The following is a 17,105-nucleotide window of genomic DNA, read 5'->3' on the forward strand; positions in this document are numbered from 1 at the left end:
AAGTGCAGATTTCTCTCTTCACTTCGTTCCGTTCGAAGTGAAGTTATAATTCTTAATCTCTATAAAAAGAAAAAGGTCTTGTTTGCTCGAAGTTTTCAATTTCAGCGGTGTGACTCAAGATAAAGTCGATGTCATCGTATCCGTTAATCAAACATGATTTTTTATATGGATTGATTTCGAATTCGAATGATTCACCTGTAGCTGCAATAGTCAATGTTTGTGCTTCCAAATCTACCACTAGTTGTGCATTTGCATCAATGAAAACTTGCGCGAAGATTTTTTCCAAAAATTCTTCCGATACTGTGATTGGCAATACACCATTGTTCAACGCATTTCCTTTGAAAATGTCAGCAAAGAATGAACTTACCACGACTTTGAAGCCATAATCGTCAATCGCCCAAGCAGCATGCTCACGAGATGAGCCACAGCCGAAGTTCTTGCCAGCAACCAACACTTGACCCGAATACTGAGGATTGTTCAATACGAAGTCAGCTTTTGGCTGATTGTTGTTGTCAAAACGCCAATCGCGGAATAAGTTTTCACCAAAACCTTCACGAGTCGTCGCTTTTAAAAAACGAGCCGGAATGATTTGATCTGTATCGATATTTTCAATCGGTAGTGGAACTACTGTTGAAGTTAATTTTTCAAATTTTTTCATCTTTCAAAGTGAAAATTTAAAATTAAAAGGTCAAAACCTATCTAATTTGTGTTTAATTGAATTGTTAATCCTGTGTTTTTTAAATTCTAATTTTTACTTTTTAATTTAAACGCGCCCTTACTTCTCTTAGCTTCATGGTCATACTTGTGGCTTCTTTATCAGCCCAATTGTTGTAATCTGCAATAGCTTGCAAACGGTCTTCGTCGGAAATATAACCTTCTTCAACCATTTGTTTAGAACTCGCTACTTTTGACCAAACTTTGATCTTTTCTACGTGGCCAGGAAACATTCTTTCGTAATGTTCATCTGCATTGAAAATCTCAATTTGATCAAATCCATGTTCTTCAAAGATATCAATCAAGTCAAAACCAATGCGGTTATTCATGCCGGCATCTTTGCGCCACATCAAAAACATATTGTAAAAATTCTGCATGCTTGCAGGAATTTTTGGTGTCCAATTGATGGCTTCGTGGTTGTAATCCAAAATGGATACTTGACCATTTGGCTTCAACAATGATTTTACTTTATCAATAGCTTTGTCCAAAGTCGAAATCCATTGAAACGTGCGCGCAGATACAATCAAGTCAAATTTTTCTTCCGATTCGAAATCTAAAATATCCATGTGGATAAGTTCAAGATTCTCTACATCAGCAAAAAGCTTTTTGCCTTCAGCAACGAAAGATTCGGTATTGTCTACTCCAATGACATAGCCGGTTGGGCCAACCAACTTCGCAATATCCTTGGTAATCGAACCTGTACCACAGCCAATATCCAAAACTTTCAAACCAGGCTTCAATGCTGATTTAAGTGTTCTGTAATCCTGTTCCAATATACGTTGGTTGAAGATAGAAGAGGCATTTTGGCCTGTTCTATCTATCACCTTGTTTTCGGTAACAGTGACTGCTTGACAAATTTGACACATTTTGTTAAAGTAAAAAGTTAAAATTCAAAAGGAATTAAATGTAATGTTCAACTGTTGGGAAAGGATCGTAAAAATGGTGCAGTAACTCTTTCCATTCTTGATATTCCTTGGACTCACGGAATCCAATTGTATGATCTTCTAAAGTTTCCCAGTTGACCAATAAAATATATTTATTTGGTGTTTCTAAACACTTTTTTAATTCATGTGATATGTAGCCTTTCATATTGCTGATGATTTTCTGTGCTTTTGAAAACGATTTCTCGAATTCATCAGTAAGATCACTTTTAACATTAAGAATAGCTACTTCTAATATCATATGCCTTGAATCAATGCTATTAAATTAATTCTCTTACATCTGTAACTTTACCAGTGATAGCTGCTGCTGCTGCTGTCAAAGGACTTACCAACATTGTACGGGCATTAGGACCTTGTCGACCTTCGAAGTTACGGTTTGATGTAGAAACACAGTATTTACCAGCTGGGATTTTATCTTCGTTCATACCCAAACACGCCGAACATCCTGGTTCACGCAATTGGAAACCTGCTGCTTCGAATACTTTGTCGATGCCTTCCGCTATTGCTTGTGCTTCTACTTGTTTTGAGCCCGGTACAATCCAAACTTCTACACCTTCAGCTTTTTGTTTACCAGAAACAAATTCAGCTACTTGACGTAAATCTTCGATACGAGAATTTGTACATGAGCCGATAAAAACGTAATCAACCGGTTTACCCAACACTTGTTCACCATCTGCAAAACCCATGTAGTCTAATGCCTTTTGGTAAGAAGGTTGCTCACTTTCTGGTTGTGCTGCTGTTGTGGGAATAGATTGTTTTACACCGATACCCATTCCTGGATTCGTACCGTAAGTAATCATTGGTTGAATATCTGCCGCATCAAAAGTTAATACTGCATCAAACTCCGCATCTTCATCCGTGTACAAAGTTTTCCAGTACGCTAATGCCTCATCCCATTTCTCACCTTTAGGTGCAAATTCTCTGCCTTTGATGTATTCAAAAGTCGTTTCGTCAGGAGCAATAAGTCCACCTCGCGCGCCCATTTCGATACTCATGTTACATACTGTCATACGACCTTCCATGCTCAAAGAGCGGATCGCTGAACCAGCGAACTCTACGAAATATCCTGTACCACCTGCTGCGGTAGTTTTAGAGATCACGTAAAGGATAATATCTTTTGCACCGACACCTTTTTGCAATTCACCATTCACTTCGATTTTCATCGTTTTTGGTTTTGATTGCAATAAACATTGAGTCGCGAAAACTTGTTCTACTTGAGATGTACCGATACCGAACGCAATAGCACCAAAAGCACCATGTGTCGATGTATGGCTATCACCACAAACCATAGTTTTACCTGGTAATGTGATACCCAATTCTGGGCCGATAACGTGTACTATACCTTGATAAGGATGACCTAAACCATATAACTCGATGCCAAATTCTGACGTGTTTTTTGTCAACATATCCACTTGGTAGCGCGATAATTCTTCTTTAATCGGAAGGTGTTGGTCTAAAGTAGGAACGTTGTGATCGGCTGTCGCAACAGTTTGATTAGGACGGAATACAGGAAGACCTCTTTTGCGCAAACCATCGAATGCTTGAGGAGAAGTAACCTCATGAATCAAATGCGTATCGATATACAATATATCTGGAAAACCCTCCGCTCGCTTGACGACGTGAGCATCCCAAATTTTTTCTACTAATGTTTTTCCCATTTCTCTTATGATAGTATAAGTAATTTCGAAAGGGATAAAGGCCTTTTATGCGCTTTATCCCTTTGTTGTAATTATCAAAATTACGAAATATTAAACTGTTTTAATCGTCTTCATTGCAGTCATCGCTTTACGTAATTTACGTCCTACGATCTCTACTGGATGATTTCGCAATACTTCATTGATTTGAACCAATTTCGTATTATCTACAGAACCATCTTTACCTTCATTGAAGTTTTTTCCAACGATATCTGTATCAACTGTTTTCATGAAATCAGCTAATAATGGCTTACAAGCTTGGTCGAACAAATAGCATCCGTACTCAGCAGTATCCGAAATAACACGGTTCATTTCAAACAATTTTTTACGCGCGATTGTATTCGCAATAAGTGGAGTTTCGTGTAATGACTCGTAGTACGCAGACTCAGGTTTGATACCTGCCTCAACCATAGTTTCGAAAGCCAATTCCACACCAGCTCTTACGAAAGCAACCATTAATAAGTAGTTGTCGAAATATTCTTGCTCATTGATTTTAACATCGCCAGCAGGTGTTTTTTCGAAAGCAGTTTCACCAGTTTCAGCTCTCCATTTCAATAAGTTTGCATCACCATTAGCCCAGTCTTCCATCATTGTTTTAGAGAATTCACCAGACATGATATCGTCTTGGTGTTTTTGGAACAATGGACGCATGATATCTTTCAATTCTTCTGACAATTCAAAAGCTTTGATTTTAGCAGGGTTACTCAAACGGTCAAGCATACCTGATACACCACCGTGTTTTAAGGCTTCAGTGATAACCTCAACACCGTATTGAACAAGTTTAGAAGCGTAACCAGCATCGATACCTTTTTCAACCATTTTGTCGAAAGAAAGGATAGAACCAGTTTGTAACAAACCACAAAGGATAGTTTGCTCACCCATTAAGTCAGATTTAACCTCTGCTACGAATGACGATTTCAATACACCTGCACGGTGACCACCTGTACCTACACAGTACGCTTTTGCTTCAGCCCATCCTTTACCTTGAGGGTCATTTTCTGGGTGAACAGCGATTAATGTAGGTACACCAAAGCCTCTCAAGTACTCCGCACGTACTTCAGAACCTGGACATTTAGGTGCAACCATGATAACAGTGATATCTTTACGGATTTGCATACCTTCTTCCACGATGTTGAAACCGTGCGAATAAGATAATGTAGCACCTTGTTTCATCAATGGCATTACGGCATTGATTACTGCTGTATGTTGTTTATCTGGAGTCAAGTTGATAACTAAATCAGCTGTAGGAATTAACTCATCATACGTACCTACTGTGAAATTGTTGTCAGTTGCATTTTTCCAAGAATCTCTTTTTTGCTCAATAGCTTCTTTACGTAACGCGTAAGAAACGTCCAAACCAGAATCTCTTAAATTTAAACCTTGGTTCAAACCTTGTGCACCCGCACCTACGATTACGATTTTTTTACCTTTTAAAGCATTTACGCCATCAGCGAATTCTGATGAGTCCATAAATTCAGCTACACCTAATTGGTTTAATTGCTCTCTAAGAGGTAATGTGTTAAAATAATTTGCCATTGTCGTACTATTTTAATTAGTCTTTTCTTAAGTTTTATTTATTGTTGTTGATTATTCTTTTTTGTGCTGTCACATAACCCAAATGTGTATTGTCGTGACCAGCTGTGGTAATGATAACATCTTCAATACTTTCCAGAAGTGCACCATATGTGCTTGTTTCGAAAGGAACAATATTTTTTAGTTTACCTTCATTGTAGTCCTTTTCAAGTGTTTCAATCGTTGAAATAGCTAAAGCCTTCAACTCTTCTACCTCTTCTTGTGTAACAAAGTAAGTCGGCTTTGTGCCTTTAGCGTATGCAGAAACATATTTCACACTCGAAGCATCAGTCAAAATTCCTGTACGTACATAACACAATACGGGCGTAGTGACCACAATATGCCCAAAATTCCAAATAATGTTATTGTTGAATCCTGCCGGAATTTCGTTTAACTCCTCTAATGAAAGACTTTCAATATCCTTAATGAAAGCTTTGCGCGCATCTATAATAAATTTGAATACTTCTTTCATCTTATTACATCGTGAAGACTTGGTCTTGTTGGTCTAAGAATTCGTTTTCTACGATTTCTGGAGATGGCTCTTCTCTTTCGAATTGTTTTAATTTTGAGTGGAAACCCGCACTAGCTTTAATGATGGCAATACGCGCACCACGTACGAATTCGATTAAGCCGTATTTAGTCAATTCTGCTGTCAATCGGTCAATTTCTTCGCGATGACCTGCTGTTTCGAATACGATGTAATCTGGACGAATTACAACTACTGTAGCACCATATTCACGCAATAAACGCTCTACGTAAACTTTTTCGTTCACTACTTCTGTTGGTACTTTGTACAAGGCTTGTTCTTGCCAGATCAATTCATCATTTGTGTTGAAATATGCTTTCAAAACTTCAACTTGTTTTTCAATTTGACGACAAAGTTTGCGAACCACATCTTCTGATTCGGTAATCAAAATCGTGAAACGGTGAATACCATCAACCTCAGAAGGAGAAGTATTCAAACTTTCGATGTTGATTTTACGTCTTGAAAAAATATTAGAAATACGACCTATCATACCGATAGCGTTTTCTGTATATAGTGTAATGGTAAATTCTTGCTTTTCCATTTTTATTTTAATCTAATCTCTGATACACTTGTGCCTTGCGCTACCATTGGGAATACGTTGTTTTCTTTACCAACCATTACTTCTAATAAATACCCTCCATCGTGGTCAAGCATTGTTTTCAATGCTGATTCTAAGTCCTTACGTTTCGAAATTTTATTGCCATCCAAATAGTATGACTTCGCTAATGCGACAAAGTCAGGACTTGTGATGTTCACGAAAGAATAGCGTTTGTCGTGGAACAACTGTTGCCATTGACGTACCATCCCTAAGAACTCATTATTCAAAATCAAGATTTTTACTTTGGCACCGAATTGCATAATAGTACCCAACTCTTGTAAAGTCATTTGGAAACCACCGTCACCTATAATAGCAATAACATCACGCTCAGGTGCACCATACCAAGCACCAATAGCGGCTGGTAAGCCAAATCCCATAGTACCAAGGCCACCAGAAGTAACATTTGATTTTGAAGAATTGAACTTCGCATAGCGACAAGCAACCATTTGGTGCTGACCTACATCTGTTACGATCACAGCATCACCATTAGTCAATTCATTCAACACACGAATTACTTCGCCCATCGTCATAATATCACTCGTTGGGTTCAATTCGTTGTATATAACTTCTTTGATTTCTTCTTTTTCTAAATCTCTGAATTGTTGTAACCAAGCGGAATGATCATTTCCCGAAAGCAAAGCCGTCAATAATGGCAATGTTTCTTTACAATCACCCCAAACAGGAACTGTTGCTTTTACATTTTTATCGATTTCAGCAGGGTCAATATCTAAATGTACTACTTTCGCTTGTTTAGCATATTTATCCAAACGACCTGTTACACGGTCATCAAAACGCATACCTACAGCAATAAGCACATCACATTCGTTGGTCATTACGTTCGGTGCATAGTTACCGTGCATACCCAACATACCTACGTGTTGTAGATGGTCAGTTTCTAAAGCGCTCAATCCCATTACAGTTGTAGCAGCAGGAAAACCACCTTTTTCGATGAATTCTTTGAATTCTTGTTCTGCTTTACCTAAGATTACACCTTGACCAAAGATTACAAATGGTTTTTTTGCGGAGTTAATTAATGCAGCAGCCTCTTCTACGTATTCGTGACGAATGATTGGTTTTGGACGGTAACTACGTATGTGATTACAAACTTCATAACCCAAATAATCGAATAACTGCATTTGCGCATTCTTCGTTATATCAATCAATACAGGTCCTGGACGGCCAGTACGCGCGATATAAAATGCTTTAGCTAAAACTGAAGGAATTTCTGTCGCATCAGTAACCTGATAATTCCATTTTGTCACTGGACTAGTAATATTAATTACATCAGTTTCTTGGAATGCATCAGTACCTAATAAGGATGCAAATACTTGACCTGTAATACAGACTATGGGATTGCTATCAATCATAGCATCTGCTAGACCTGTTACCAAGTTTGTTGCGCCAGGACCAGATGTTGCGAAAGCGACACCAACACGACCTGAAGTACGTGCAAACCCTTGAGCAGCGTGAATACCGCCTTGCTCGTGACGGACTAGAATATGCTTTAATTTATCATTATAATCATATAATGCATCATAAATTGGCATAATCGCACCGCCAGGATAGCCGAATACCGTATCTACTCCTTCATGAATCAAAGCTTCCAATACCGCTTGCGAACCAGATATCTGTGTGTTGGCTGCAATGGTTTGGATGTTCTTTGTTTCTGTTTTCTCCAGTGTACTCATTTTATTAAGTCAAAAGTTATAATTAAAAAGGCAAAAGACTTTTTTATTCCTCAATACCCTTAAAAGTTCATTAGTCAAATTCAATATCCAAAGACCAAATTTTTAATTTTGATTTTTGAATTTTTACTTATTTTATAAATCCGTCACACAACCTTGTGAAGCATCAGCTACTGTTTTCGCATATTTGTACAATACACCTTTCGTCACTTTCAATGCTGGTTGTGTCCATTTAGTACGACGTTCAGCGATTACGCTATCTTCCACTTTTAAGGTTATAGTGTTGTTCACGGCGTCGATTTCGATAATATCGTTATCTTCTACTAAACCAATCAATCCACCTTTATAGGCTTCTGGTGTAATGTGACCAACTACAAAACCGTGTGTACCACCAGAGAAACGACCATCAGTAATCAAGGCTACAGATTTTCCTAAACCAGCACCAATGATTAATGAAGTAGGCTTCAACATTTCAGGCATACCTGGAGCACCGATAGGACCTTCATTTTTAATTACCACAACATCACCTTTTTGAATTCGTCCAGACGCAATACCTGCAACCAAATCATGCTCGCCATCGAATACACGAGCAGGGCCAACAAATTTCTCACCTTCTTTACCTGAAATCTTTGCTACAGAACCTTTTTCTGCTAAGTTTCCATAAAGAATTTGCAAGTGACCTGTTGCTTTTATAGGTTCACTCAATGGTTTGATGATAGGTTGGTTGTAATCAATAATAGATTTTACATCAGCCAAGTTTTCTGCAACAGTTTTACCTGTCACTGTGATACAATCACCATGTAATAAACCGTTATCTAATAAATAACGCAATACTGCTGGTGTACCACCATATTGTTGCAAATCTTGCATCAAATATTTTCCTGATGGTTTGAAATCTGCCAATACTGGCGTTTCATCCGACATGCGTTGGAAATCATCTTGTGTGATATCTACGCCAACAGCTTTACCAATAGCGATAAAGTGTAAGACTGCATTGGTACTTCCGCCCAAGATAATGATAGAACGTAATGCATTCTCAAATGCTTTGCGTGTCATGATATCCGAAGGCTTAATATCTTTTTCTAATAATATACGAATGTATTTACCTGCATCTAAACATTCAGCTTGTTTCTCAGCCGAAATAGCAGGATTGGATGAAGAATAAGGTAAACTCATTCCCAAAGCTTCAATAGCTGATGCCATAGTGTTAGCGGTATACATACCACCACAAGCACCAGCACCTGGACAAGTATGTTTGATGACACCTTGGAAATCTTCTTCCGACATGTTACCACAAATCTTTTGTCCTAACGCTTCGAAAGCAGAAACGATATTTAATTCTTCACCTTTATAATGACCTGGAGCGATTGTACCACCATACACCATAATTGCAGGTCGGTCTAGACGTGCCATCGCTATAATAGCACCCGGCATATTTTTGTCACATCCTGGGATAGCGATTAATCCATCATAGTATTGACCACCGCAAATAGTTTCGATACTGTCTGCGATGACGTCGCGTGATACTAAGGAATAACGCATACCATCTGTACCATTACTCATACCATCACTCACACCAATAGTACCAAAAGTAAGTCCGACCAAGCCATTATCCCATGTTCCTTTTTTGACGACCTGAGCTAAGTCATTCAAGTGCATATTACATGTATTACCATCGTAGCCCATACTGGCAATTCCGACTTGTGCTTTGTCCATATCCGCATCCGTCAAACCAATACCATAAAGCATAGCTTTGGCAGCTGGTTGTGTCTCGTCTTGTGTGAATATGCGGCTGTACTTATTTAATCCCTTTTCGTTATCAGATGATGACTTCATAATTCTCTTGCTCTAATACTAAGTTTTTATATTTTCGTTGGATAGTAGCACCAATACTATGCTCCCATTCTTCTTTATAAATAATATGATCTACTTGTTTTATCCCGATAATTTCAGCGGCAGTGCCACTTAAGAAGGCACTGTCTGCTGTGTATATATCCTGGATGGTTAGTTTCTTTTCGATGATATCGAATCCCAACTCCTTACAAATTCCAATCACTGTTTGTCTGGTGATCCCTGGGAATATATTGTCTAGTGGTGGGGTATATATCTTATAATCTTTTTCTATAAATAAATTCTCACTTGAAGCTTGTGCGACATATCCATCTTGATCTAATAATAAGGCCTCATCATACCCTTGTCGAATAGCATCTGTAGAGGCTAAGATAGAATTGATATATTGTCCAGAAATCTTTGCGTCAATATGAAAAGATTTCGGATTTGGGCGCTCGTAGCTTGAGATGTTCACGCGCAACAAATGTTGTCCCAAATAAGGTCCCCATTCCCAAGCTGCCAACATAATATTTGCATCTTCTGAAGATGTTAGATGCATATTAGATCCTGTGAATACCAAAGGTCTTATATAGGCAGAGCGTAGATTGTTGATCTCCAACAATTCATAACACTTTTCAATTAACGTTCTATTATTCCACTTATAGGGTAATCCTATTGCTTCACAAGATTTACGCAATCTTTCTAAGTGTGCTTCAGCTTTAAAAATGCGTGTACCATTATGCGTACTGTAAGCTCTAAGACCTTCAAAAGCAGCATAACCATAATGCAATGACTGTGCAAATAAATCTATACCTGCAGAATTTGCAAGTACGAATTGACCATTTAGAAATATTTTAGTGTTATGATTATAGTATTGCATAATGTTAATTATAAAGTGTCCTTACCCTCCCCAAGCAATGGTGCACTTCTCGAATAAGATGCTTTGTCAAGTTAAGACGAAATAAAATTCTTTACAATAGCCAAATATATTATTTTGAAAAAGTTTTTTATTTCGATTTCTGGTTTATTTGTTAGATATGTTCTATAAATTTTGTTTTATACAAAATAAAATTTTCCAATAGGTGAACCCAAATTAAAATTGGTTCATTTTGTTGTTTGGCTAGAACTTTAGAATTTCTTCAATATTCTTCCTGAAATTGGTTTTTGTGCATAAAAAGTATAAAAAAATAGCCCTTAAAACTTGAAGTCTTAAGGGCTATTTAAGCAATATTGTAAATCGTTATCCTTGCACAATTCCTTCTGCCAAAACGATGATATTGTTGTCCTTTACTTCGACTACACCGCCTTTAATAATAATGACTTCTTCGCCAGCATTACCTTTGATAATGACTTTGCCATCTTCTAACGTAGAGACAATAGCAGCGTGATCTTTCAAAATTTGGAAAGAACCAGCAGACCCAGGTACTGTAACTGCTGTTACATCACCTTCGTAGGCTATTTTGTCTGGAGTTATTACTTGTAATTTCATTTTGCTATATAGTATTGAGTATGGAGTATTGAGTATGGAGTAGAGAAAATCTCATTACCCTATACTCAGTACTCAATACTTATAATTAAACTGCTTCTGCTAATAATTTCTTACCTTTTTCGATAGCTTCGTCAATCGAACCTACCAAGTTGAAAGCTGCTTCTGGGTATTCATCCACTTCACCATCGATGATCATGTTGAAACCTTTGATTGTATCTTTGATGTCTACTAATACACCTTTCAAACCTGTAAATTGCTCCGCTACGTGGAATGGTTGAGATAAGAAACGTTGTACACGACGTGCACGGTGTACTGTTAATTTATCTTCTTCAGATAACTCGTCCATACCTAAGATAGCGATGATATCTTGCAATTCTTTGTAACGTTGTAAGATTTCTTTCACACGTTGCGCTGTATCGTAGTGCTCAGCACCTAATACTGCTGGAGATAAGATACGTGAAGTAGAATCCAAAGGATCCACCGCAGGGTAAATACCTAACTCAGCAATTTTTCGTGACAATACTGTAGTTGCATCCAAGTGAGCGAAAGTAGTCGCTGGAGCAGGGTCAGTTAAGTCATCGGCAGGTACATATACCGCTTGTACTGAAGTAATAGATCCGTTTTTAGTTGAAGTAATACGCTCTTGCATCAAACCCATCTCTGTAGCAAGTGTCGGTTGGTAACCTACCGCTGATGGCATACGACCTAATAACGCTGATACCTCGGAACCCGCTTGTGTGAAACGGAAGATGTTATCGATGAAGAATAATACGTCTTTACCTTGTCCATCACCTTCACCATCACGGAAATATTCTGCAACTGTCAAACCTGATAACGCTACACGTGCACGTGCACCTGGAGGCTCATTCATCTGACCGAATACGAAAGTACATTTAGATTCTTTCATTAATTCTTGGTCAACAGTGTCCAAAGGCCATTCGCCTTTTTCCATGCCTTCCATGAAGTGTTCACCGTATTTGATAATGCCAGACTCCAACATCTCACGTAATAAGTCATTACCTTCACGTGTACGCTCACCCACACCAGCAAATACCGAAAGACCACCGTGACCTTTAGCGATATTGTTGATTAACTCTTGGATTAATACTGTTTTACCTACACCAGCACCACCGAATAAACCGATTTTACCACCTTTAGCATATGGCTCTAATAAGTCAATAACTTTGATACCTGTGAAAAGTACTTCAGTTTCAGTAGACAAATCTTCGAATTTCGGAGGAGTATTGTGAATAGGGCGTCCATTAGTTTTGTCCAATTCGCGAATACCATCGATAGGATCTCCAACTACGTTGAATACACGACCTTTGATCTCTTCGCCAACAGGCATTTTGATAGGAGCGCCAGTGTCAACCACTTTCATACCACGAACTAAACCTTCTGTTGCATCCATCGCAATCGTACGAACACGTTCCTCACCTAAGTGTTGTTGAACTTCTAAAACGACACGTTGTCCATTTTCTTTTTCAATGTACAATGCATCGTAAATCTTAGGAAGATTTTCATTGTCGGCAAAGTTGACGTCAACCACTGGGCCGATAATCTGCGCTATTTTACCAATATTGGGCATATTATAGGGACTAAAAATTTATTAATCAATTTATTAACAATCTGATTTATCAGACTGTATTTTGGAATGCAAAAATAATGTATATCTTATTAAAAGCAAAGGGATTGTTAAGAATAATTTAAAATTTATAAATACGTTTGATATATTTAAAATTTGGTGGCTCAATTAAATAATATTTAGCTGCTATTTTATAGCAAACAAGTTACTTAATATTGTGTAATATGTTGCCTCAAACATCTAAATTAGTTTGTTAAATTATTCATCTACAACATTAGCCTTTATTTATGAAGAGAACCATCTTTGGATTCCTGTTGCTCTGTCCGATTATTGGATTCAGTCAATTGAAATATCCTTCTTACACTGACATTCAGTCTACAGTTAAGTCATTTCAAACCAAAGGTTTGGTTTCGCAAACTGTGATTGGGAAAAGTTATGGGAATGAAAATATCGCGGTCATCAAGTTACAGTTGGATGAAAAGCCCCGTCCTACCTTATTAGTTGTGGCAGGAATAGATGGCAAGCATCCAGCAGGAACGGTAGGAACTTTGCAATTATCTAGAAACCTTTTGGCTTTACCAAAAGATTCCTTACAAACCTTATTGAAGGATAAATCTGTCTGGATTGTGCCATTAGTAAATCCAGATGCGTACAAGCGAAATTCTGAAACATCCAATTGGTATTCGGGGAACAGTCGTAAAGTGGATAATGATAGAGACGGTCGTATTGATGAAGACCCAGCTAAGGATTTGAATGGCGATGGTGTAATTGCGCAGATGCGCGTGGAATCTCCAATCGGGAATTTTGTAGTTCATAAAGAATATTCTAATGTTCTCGCAGCTGCAGATAAATCCAAAGCGGAGAAAGGAAAATATAATTTATTTCCAGAAGGTGCAGATCAAGACTTTGATGGTCGATATGGCGAAGATGGAGAAGGCGGCGTGAATATAGATCGCAATTTCACGTTCAATTATCAAGCATTTTTACCTGAAGGTGGTGATTACGCGGCATCAGAGCCAGAGACGAGGGCTTTAGTGGATTTTATATTTGCAAACCCACAAATAGCAAGTGTGCTACATATAGGTTTGTCAAATAATTTATCTGAACCTGAAAAATTTGATGCGCGCCAAGCGTATGAACGTATTGTGAAATCTTGGAGTTCAAATGATGTCGAAGTTTCTAAATACATATCATCTATATATAAGGAAGAAACAAAGTCATTGGGCGAAGCGACTAAATTTGCGAATAGCCCAGGTAATTTTTCTAATACGGCATATTATCATTTGGGAAAATTTAGTTTTGCAACACCAATGTGGTGGCCATCTGTTACAGATTCGGCGAAAAATGTAATCAAATCTACAGATGCCAACGAAACCTTTTATAAATGGGTAAATCAATATAATGTACAAGGAGCTATACTTCCGTGGACAAAAGTTAATCATCCAGATTTCCCGAATCAGCAAGTCGAAGTTGGAGGTGTGGTCGATATTTTTCGCAACAATCCTCCTGTAGAGCTTCTGGAGTCATCCGTTAAAGCACATACAAGTTTTGTTGTGAAGCTTTTGGAGAATATGGCTAAGTTAACATTCGCTGCTCCAAAGGTCACTTCTTTAGGAAATGATGTTTTCAGAGTTGAATTGTCTGTGATGAATGTAGGTGATATGCCTACCTATCCAGAAATAGGAGATCGTATTCGTTTTGTGTCTAGGTTTAAGACTGTTTGTGATTTACAAAATGGTCAACAATTTTTGAGTGGAAAGCGACTGCAACTTTATCCATCACTACCTGTCGGAGGCGCTCAAACATTTACATGGTTGATAAAAGGTAAAGGTACAGTGAAAATACAAGCAGGATGTCCAACGTCTGGCGAAGAATTAATCGAAGTAAAACTTTAAGGTGTTGCCCAATGAAATTAAAATATATTATTCTATCTCTGTGTTTTAGCCTAGTAGGTCATTATGCTTCTGCACAGAATAAATCTCCAGAAATAGATGTGCCAGGACTTCGCGCGGTTGGTTCGCCTGCAAATCCTAAAGTGCCGATGAATTGGAATCGTTATCACGACAATAAGCAAATCGAGCAATTCTGTAAAGATTTGCAAAAGGCGTATCCTGATTTGGTGAAATACGAATCTATTGGTAAATCGTTTGAAGGTCGTGATATATATGTATTAACGATTTCTGCTTTAAAAGAGGGGATAAAGGATCGCAAGCCGGGGCTTTGGATTGATGGTAATATTCATGCGAATGAATTGCAAGGGTCTGAAATAGCGATGTATACGGCTTGGTATCTTGCAGAGAATTACCATCAAGTTCCTTTTATAAAAGAATTGCTTCGTGATAAAGTGTTTTATATCGCGCCGACAATTAATCCAGATTCGCGCGATTATTTTATTTATGAACCAAATACGATGCATTCCTCACGTACTGGTCGTCGTCCTTTTGATAATGATGGAGATGGTCTTGTTGCCGAAGATTTGTATGATGATTTGGATGGTGATGGTCACATCGTCATGATGCGTCGCAAATCAAAAACGGGACGTTATAAAGTAGATCCCGATAATCCGAATCGCATGGTGTTGGCAAAAGCAGGAGAAGTGGGCGAATATGAAATGTTGGGTTTTGAAGGCATAGATAATGATGGAGATGGGATGGTCAACGAAGATATAACGGGTACGTATGACCCTAACCGCGATTGGGGCTGGAATTGGCAACCGAACTATGTGCAGAATGGGGCTTTATATTACCCAGGTACATTGCCAGAAACGATGGCGGTGAAGAATTTCTTTTTTAAGCATACTAATATTGCGGGAGCGCAATCCTATCACAATTATGGTGGAATGATCTTACGCGGTCCCGGTGCAGCAGAGGACGAACGATTCTACTCACGTAAGGATGTGCAGGTCTATGATGCGTTGGGAAAAACTGGTGAGAAAATGCTGCCTGGTTACAATTATATTGTGATTCATAAAGACTTGTACACTGTTTTTGGTGGAGAAATAGACTTTTTTGCTTTAGGTAGAGGTATTTATACATTCTCAAATGAGTTGATGACAACATTCAAATTGTTTAATAACAAGGATGAGGTTTCTAACCGTCAAAATTCAGAATATTATGAATTTGATAAATTACTTTTGTTTGGTGACGCTTATGTGCCTTGGAAAGAATTTGATCACCCACAATTTGGCAAAATAGAAATTGGAGGTGCGAAGAAAAATTACACCCGCAATCATCCAGGTTTCTTATTGCTAGAAGATGCGCATCGCAATGCTGCATTTACCATTTATCATGGATATCATACACCTAAGTTGGAATTTAATGATATAGAAGTTAAATCTTTGGGGAATAATCTTTATGAAGTCAAAGCTTCTGTGTGGAATAGTCGTATTATTCCGACCCATTCAGATCATGATGTGCGCAATAAAATCAATAGACCTAACTATATCAGTATAAGTGGTGTGGAGGTAATTGCAGGCATGCGTATTATCAACAATGATTTTAATGTCACAGAAGACCAAAAATTCAAACCCGAACGAATAGAAGTCCCTGCTATAGATGGGATGTCCGAAGTCAAAGTCAAATGGATTGTAAAAGGAAATCCGAATAAAGCGAAAATCACTGTAGATAGTGAAAAAGGAGGTGTGATAGAAAAAGAGGTGAAAAGCTAACAAAAAATCGGGCTGCATCTGTAGCCCGATTTTTTGTTATTCTTCATACCAACCTGGTAAGAAATTTAGGAAGGTAATAATCTTTTCTTTATACACAGATTTATCAACCTTATAATAGTACGCTCCTTTCTTAGAATTTTCTTTGTCCTTCTCATCTAATTTTATTAGTAGTTTTGATCCCAATAGTTTCCTTGTAAAGTTTCTTTTATCTAATTGATTTTGATAGACCGCTTCGTACAATAATGTAATTTGTGGAATAGTGAATTTGTCTGATAGAAGTTCGAAAAGAATCGGATATAAAGCAGCTTTTTTCTTCAGTTTATTGTGTGCTTCTTGCACCATTTCATTATGATCAAAAATTAATGGCGGGCACTTGTCCAACTTAAACCATCTTGCTTTGTAATCCGTACTAAGGATTTCTGTATTTATTAAAGCAAAATAGCACAAACTCACGACATGCTCCATCGGTTCGCGATTGGGATTACCAAACACCCCAAATTGTTCCATATAGATATGGTCTAGTCCGGTCAGCGATTTTAAGACACGTTGGGCTGCGTCACCGGGCGACTCGTTTTCTTCTACGAAACCGCCCATCAAGCTCCATTTTCCTTTTTCAGGTTCAAAATCACGCTGGATAAGTAATATTTCTAATTCCTCTTTATTGAATCCGAAAATAATACAATCGACGGCTAGAAGTATTTTTTTATTCTTTTTGTAGAAGTCTAAAGTCATGTGTTTAAGATAAATATTTCTATAAAAATTAAAAAAAAATTTTAAACTTCAAAAATAAGTGTTAATTTGACA

The 17,105-nt window shown here is 37.8% G+C and carries 15 protein-coding genes; 2 read left to right on the top strand and 13 right to left on the bottom strand.

From position 1 onward, the window contains the following. Positions 1-52: 52 nt before the first annotated feature. The 12 genes from leuD to atpD form a co-directional block, all read right to left on the bottom strand. A complete protein-coding gene (leuD, locus tag FLS47_RS07720) occupies positions 53-658 on the bottom strand; it encodes a 3-isopropylmalate dehydratase small subunit (RefSeq protein WP_149913797.1) in 606 nt (201 codons plus the stop codon). Positions 659-758: 100 nt separating this feature from the next. Beyond that, on the bottom strand, positions 759-1,580 hold the full coding sequence (locus FLS47_RS07725) for a methyltransferase domain-containing protein (protein ID WP_149913798.1): 822 nt from the start codon (positions 1,578-1,580) through the stop codon (positions 759-761). Between the two features lie 34 nt (positions 1,581-1,614). Next, on the bottom strand, positions 1,615-1,896 hold the full coding sequence (locus FLS47_RS07730; RefSeq protein WP_149913799.1) for an antibiotic biosynthesis monooxygenase family protein: 282 nt from the start codon (positions 1,894-1,896) through the stop codon (positions 1,615-1,617). Positions 1,897-1,915: 19 nt separating this feature from the next. Continuing rightward, on the bottom strand, positions 1,916-3,313 hold the full coding sequence (gene leuC, locus FLS47_RS07735; RefSeq protein ID WP_149913800.1) for a 3-isopropylmalate dehydratase large subunit: 1,398 nt from the start codon (positions 3,311-3,313) through the stop codon (positions 1,916-1,918). Positions 3,314-3,403: 90 nt separating this feature from the next. Continuing rightward, entirely contained in the window at positions 3,404-4,885 is a 1,482-nt protein-coding gene (gene ilvC, locus FLS47_RS07740; RefSeq protein ID WP_149913801.1) for a ketol-acid reductoisomerase, read from the bottom strand. 34 nt (positions 4,886-4,919) lie between these two features. After that, positions 4,920-5,393, bottom strand: coding sequence for a DinB family protein (locus FLS47_RS07745; RefSeq protein WP_149913802.1), 474 nt, complete (start codon positions 5,391-5,393; stop codon positions 4,920-4,922). A gap of 4 nt (positions 5,394-5,397) precedes the next feature. Further along, positions 5,398-5,988, bottom strand: a complete 591-nt coding sequence (gene ilvN / locus FLS47_RS07750) for an acetolactate synthase small subunit (protein ID WP_149913803.1) — start codon at positions 5,986-5,988, stop codon at positions 5,398-5,400. Positions 5,989-5,990: 2 nt separating this feature from the next. Beyond that, positions 5,991-7,733, bottom strand: a complete 1,743-nt coding sequence (ilvB, locus tag FLS47_RS07755) for a biosynthetic-type acetolactate synthase large subunit (protein ID WP_149913804.1) — start codon at positions 7,731-7,733, stop codon at positions 5,991-5,993. A gap of 132 nt (positions 7,734-7,865) precedes the next feature. Beyond that, positions 7,866-9,566, bottom strand: a complete 1,701-nt coding sequence (ilvD, locus tag FLS47_RS07760) for a dihydroxy-acid dehydratase (protein WP_149913805.1) — start codon at positions 9,564-9,566, stop codon at positions 7,866-7,868. Continuing rightward, positions 9,550-10,440 carry a branched-chain amino acid transaminase gene (locus FLS47_RS07765; protein ID WP_149913806.1) on the bottom strand — a complete coding sequence of 297 codons (891 nt, stop codon included), beginning with the start codon at positions 10,438-10,440 and terminating at the stop codon, positions 9,550-9,552. The genes ilvD and FLS47_RS07765 overlap by 17 nt, the downstream gene beginning before the upstream one ends. A gap of 360 nt (positions 10,441-10,800) precedes the next feature. After that, the gene (gene atpC / locus FLS47_RS07770) at positions 10,801-11,049 is read right to left on the bottom strand and encodes an ATP synthase F1 subunit epsilon (protein ID WP_149913807.1); all 249 of its coding nucleotides are present in this window, start codon (positions 11,047-11,049) and stop codon (positions 10,801-10,803) included. An 85-nt stretch (positions 11,050-11,134) separates the two neighbouring features. Continuing rightward, entirely contained in the window at positions 11,135-12,637 is a 1,503-nt protein-coding gene (gene atpD / locus FLS47_RS07775) for a F0F1 ATP synthase subunit beta (protein ID WP_149913808.1), read from the bottom strand. A 284-nt stretch (positions 12,638-12,921) separates the two neighbouring features. Here atpD and FLS47_RS07780 point away from each other — a divergent pair, with 284 nt between their 5' ends. Together FLS47_RS07780 and FLS47_RS07785 are read left to right on the top strand one after the other, a co-directional pair. Next, a complete protein-coding gene (locus FLS47_RS07780; RefSeq protein WP_149913809.1) occupies positions 12,922-14,529 on the top strand; it encodes a M14 family metallopeptidase in 1,608 nt (535 codons plus the stop codon). An 11-nt stretch (positions 14,530-14,540) separates the two neighbouring features. Then, positions 14,541-16,301, top strand: a complete 1,761-nt coding sequence (locus FLS47_RS07785) for a M14 family metallopeptidase (RefSeq protein ID WP_149913810.1) — start codon at positions 14,541-14,543, stop codon at positions 16,299-16,301. Positions 16,302-16,337: 36 nt separating this feature from the next. On the opposite strand, the gene FLS47_RS07790 is transcribed toward FLS47_RS07785, so the two are convergent. Then, positions 16,338-17,033 carry an NUDIX hydrolase gene (locus FLS47_RS07790; protein ID WP_149913811.1) on the bottom strand — a complete coding sequence of 232 codons (696 nt, stop codon included), beginning with the start codon at positions 17,031-17,033 and terminating at the stop codon, positions 16,338-16,340. Positions 17,034-17,105 lie beyond the last annotated feature (72 nt).

Origin of the sequence: Sphingobacterium cavernae (assembly GCF_008520265.1) — a bacterium.
In the GTDB taxonomy this organism is placed as follows: domain Bacteria; phylum Bacteroidota; class Bacteroidia; order Sphingobacteriales; family Sphingobacteriaceae; genus Sphingobacterium; species Sphingobacterium cavernae.

Bases quoted from the DNA above. Each gene is read 5' to 3' on its own strand.
- leuD (WP_149913797.1), bottom strand. From the start codon at position 658: ATGAAAAAATTTGAAAAATTAACTTCAACAGTAGTTCCACTACCGATT.
- FLS47_RS07725 (WP_149913798.1), bottom strand. From the start codon at position 1,580: ATGTGTCAAATTTGTCAAGCAGTCACTGTTACCGAAAACAAGGTGATA.
- FLS47_RS07730 (WP_149913799.1), bottom strand. From the start codon at position 1,896: ATGATATTAGAAGTAGCTATTCTTAATGTTAAAAGTGATCTTACTGAT.
- leuC (WP_149913800.1), bottom strand. From the start codon at position 3,313: ATGGGAAAAACATTAGTAGAAAAAATTTGGGATGCTCACGTCGTCAAG.
- ilvC (WP_149913801.1), bottom strand. From the start codon at position 4,885: ATGGCAAATTATTTTAACACATTACCTCTTAGAGAGCAATTAAACCAA.
- FLS47_RS07745 (WP_149913802.1), bottom strand. From the start codon at position 5,393: ATGAAAGAAGTATTCAAATTTATTATAGATGCGCGCAAAGCTTTCATT.
- ilvN (WP_149913803.1), bottom strand. From the start codon at position 5,988: ATGGAAAAGCAAGAATTTACCATTACACTATATACAGAAAACGCTATC.
- ilvB (WP_149913804.1), bottom strand. From the start codon at position 7,733: ATGAGTACACTGGAGAAAACAGAAACAAAGAACATCCAAACCATTGCA.
- ilvD (WP_149913805.1), bottom strand. From the start codon at position 9,566: ATGAAGTCATCATCTGATAACGAAAAGGGATTAAATAAGTACAGCCGC.
- FLS47_RS07765 (WP_149913806.1), bottom strand. From the start codon at position 10,440: ATGCAATACTATAATCATAACACTAAAATATTTCTAAATGGTCAATTC.
- atpC (WP_149913807.1), bottom strand. From the start codon at position 11,049: ATGAAATTACAAGTAATAACTCCAGACAAAATAGCCTACGAAGGTGAT.
- atpD (WP_149913808.1), bottom strand. From the start codon at position 12,637: ATGCCCAATATTGGTAAAATAGCGCAGATTATCGGCCCAGTGGTTGAC.
- FLS47_RS07780 (WP_149913809.1), top strand. From the start codon at position 12,922: ATGAAGAGAACCATCTTTGGATTCCTGTTGCTCTGTCCGATTATTGGA.
- FLS47_RS07785 (WP_149913810.1), top strand. From the start codon at position 14,541: ATGAAATTAAAATATATTATTCTATCTCTGTGTTTTAGCCTAGTAGGT.
- FLS47_RS07790 (WP_149913811.1), bottom strand. From the start codon at position 17,033: ATGACTTTAGACTTCTACAAAAAGAATAAAAAAATACTTCTAGCCGTC.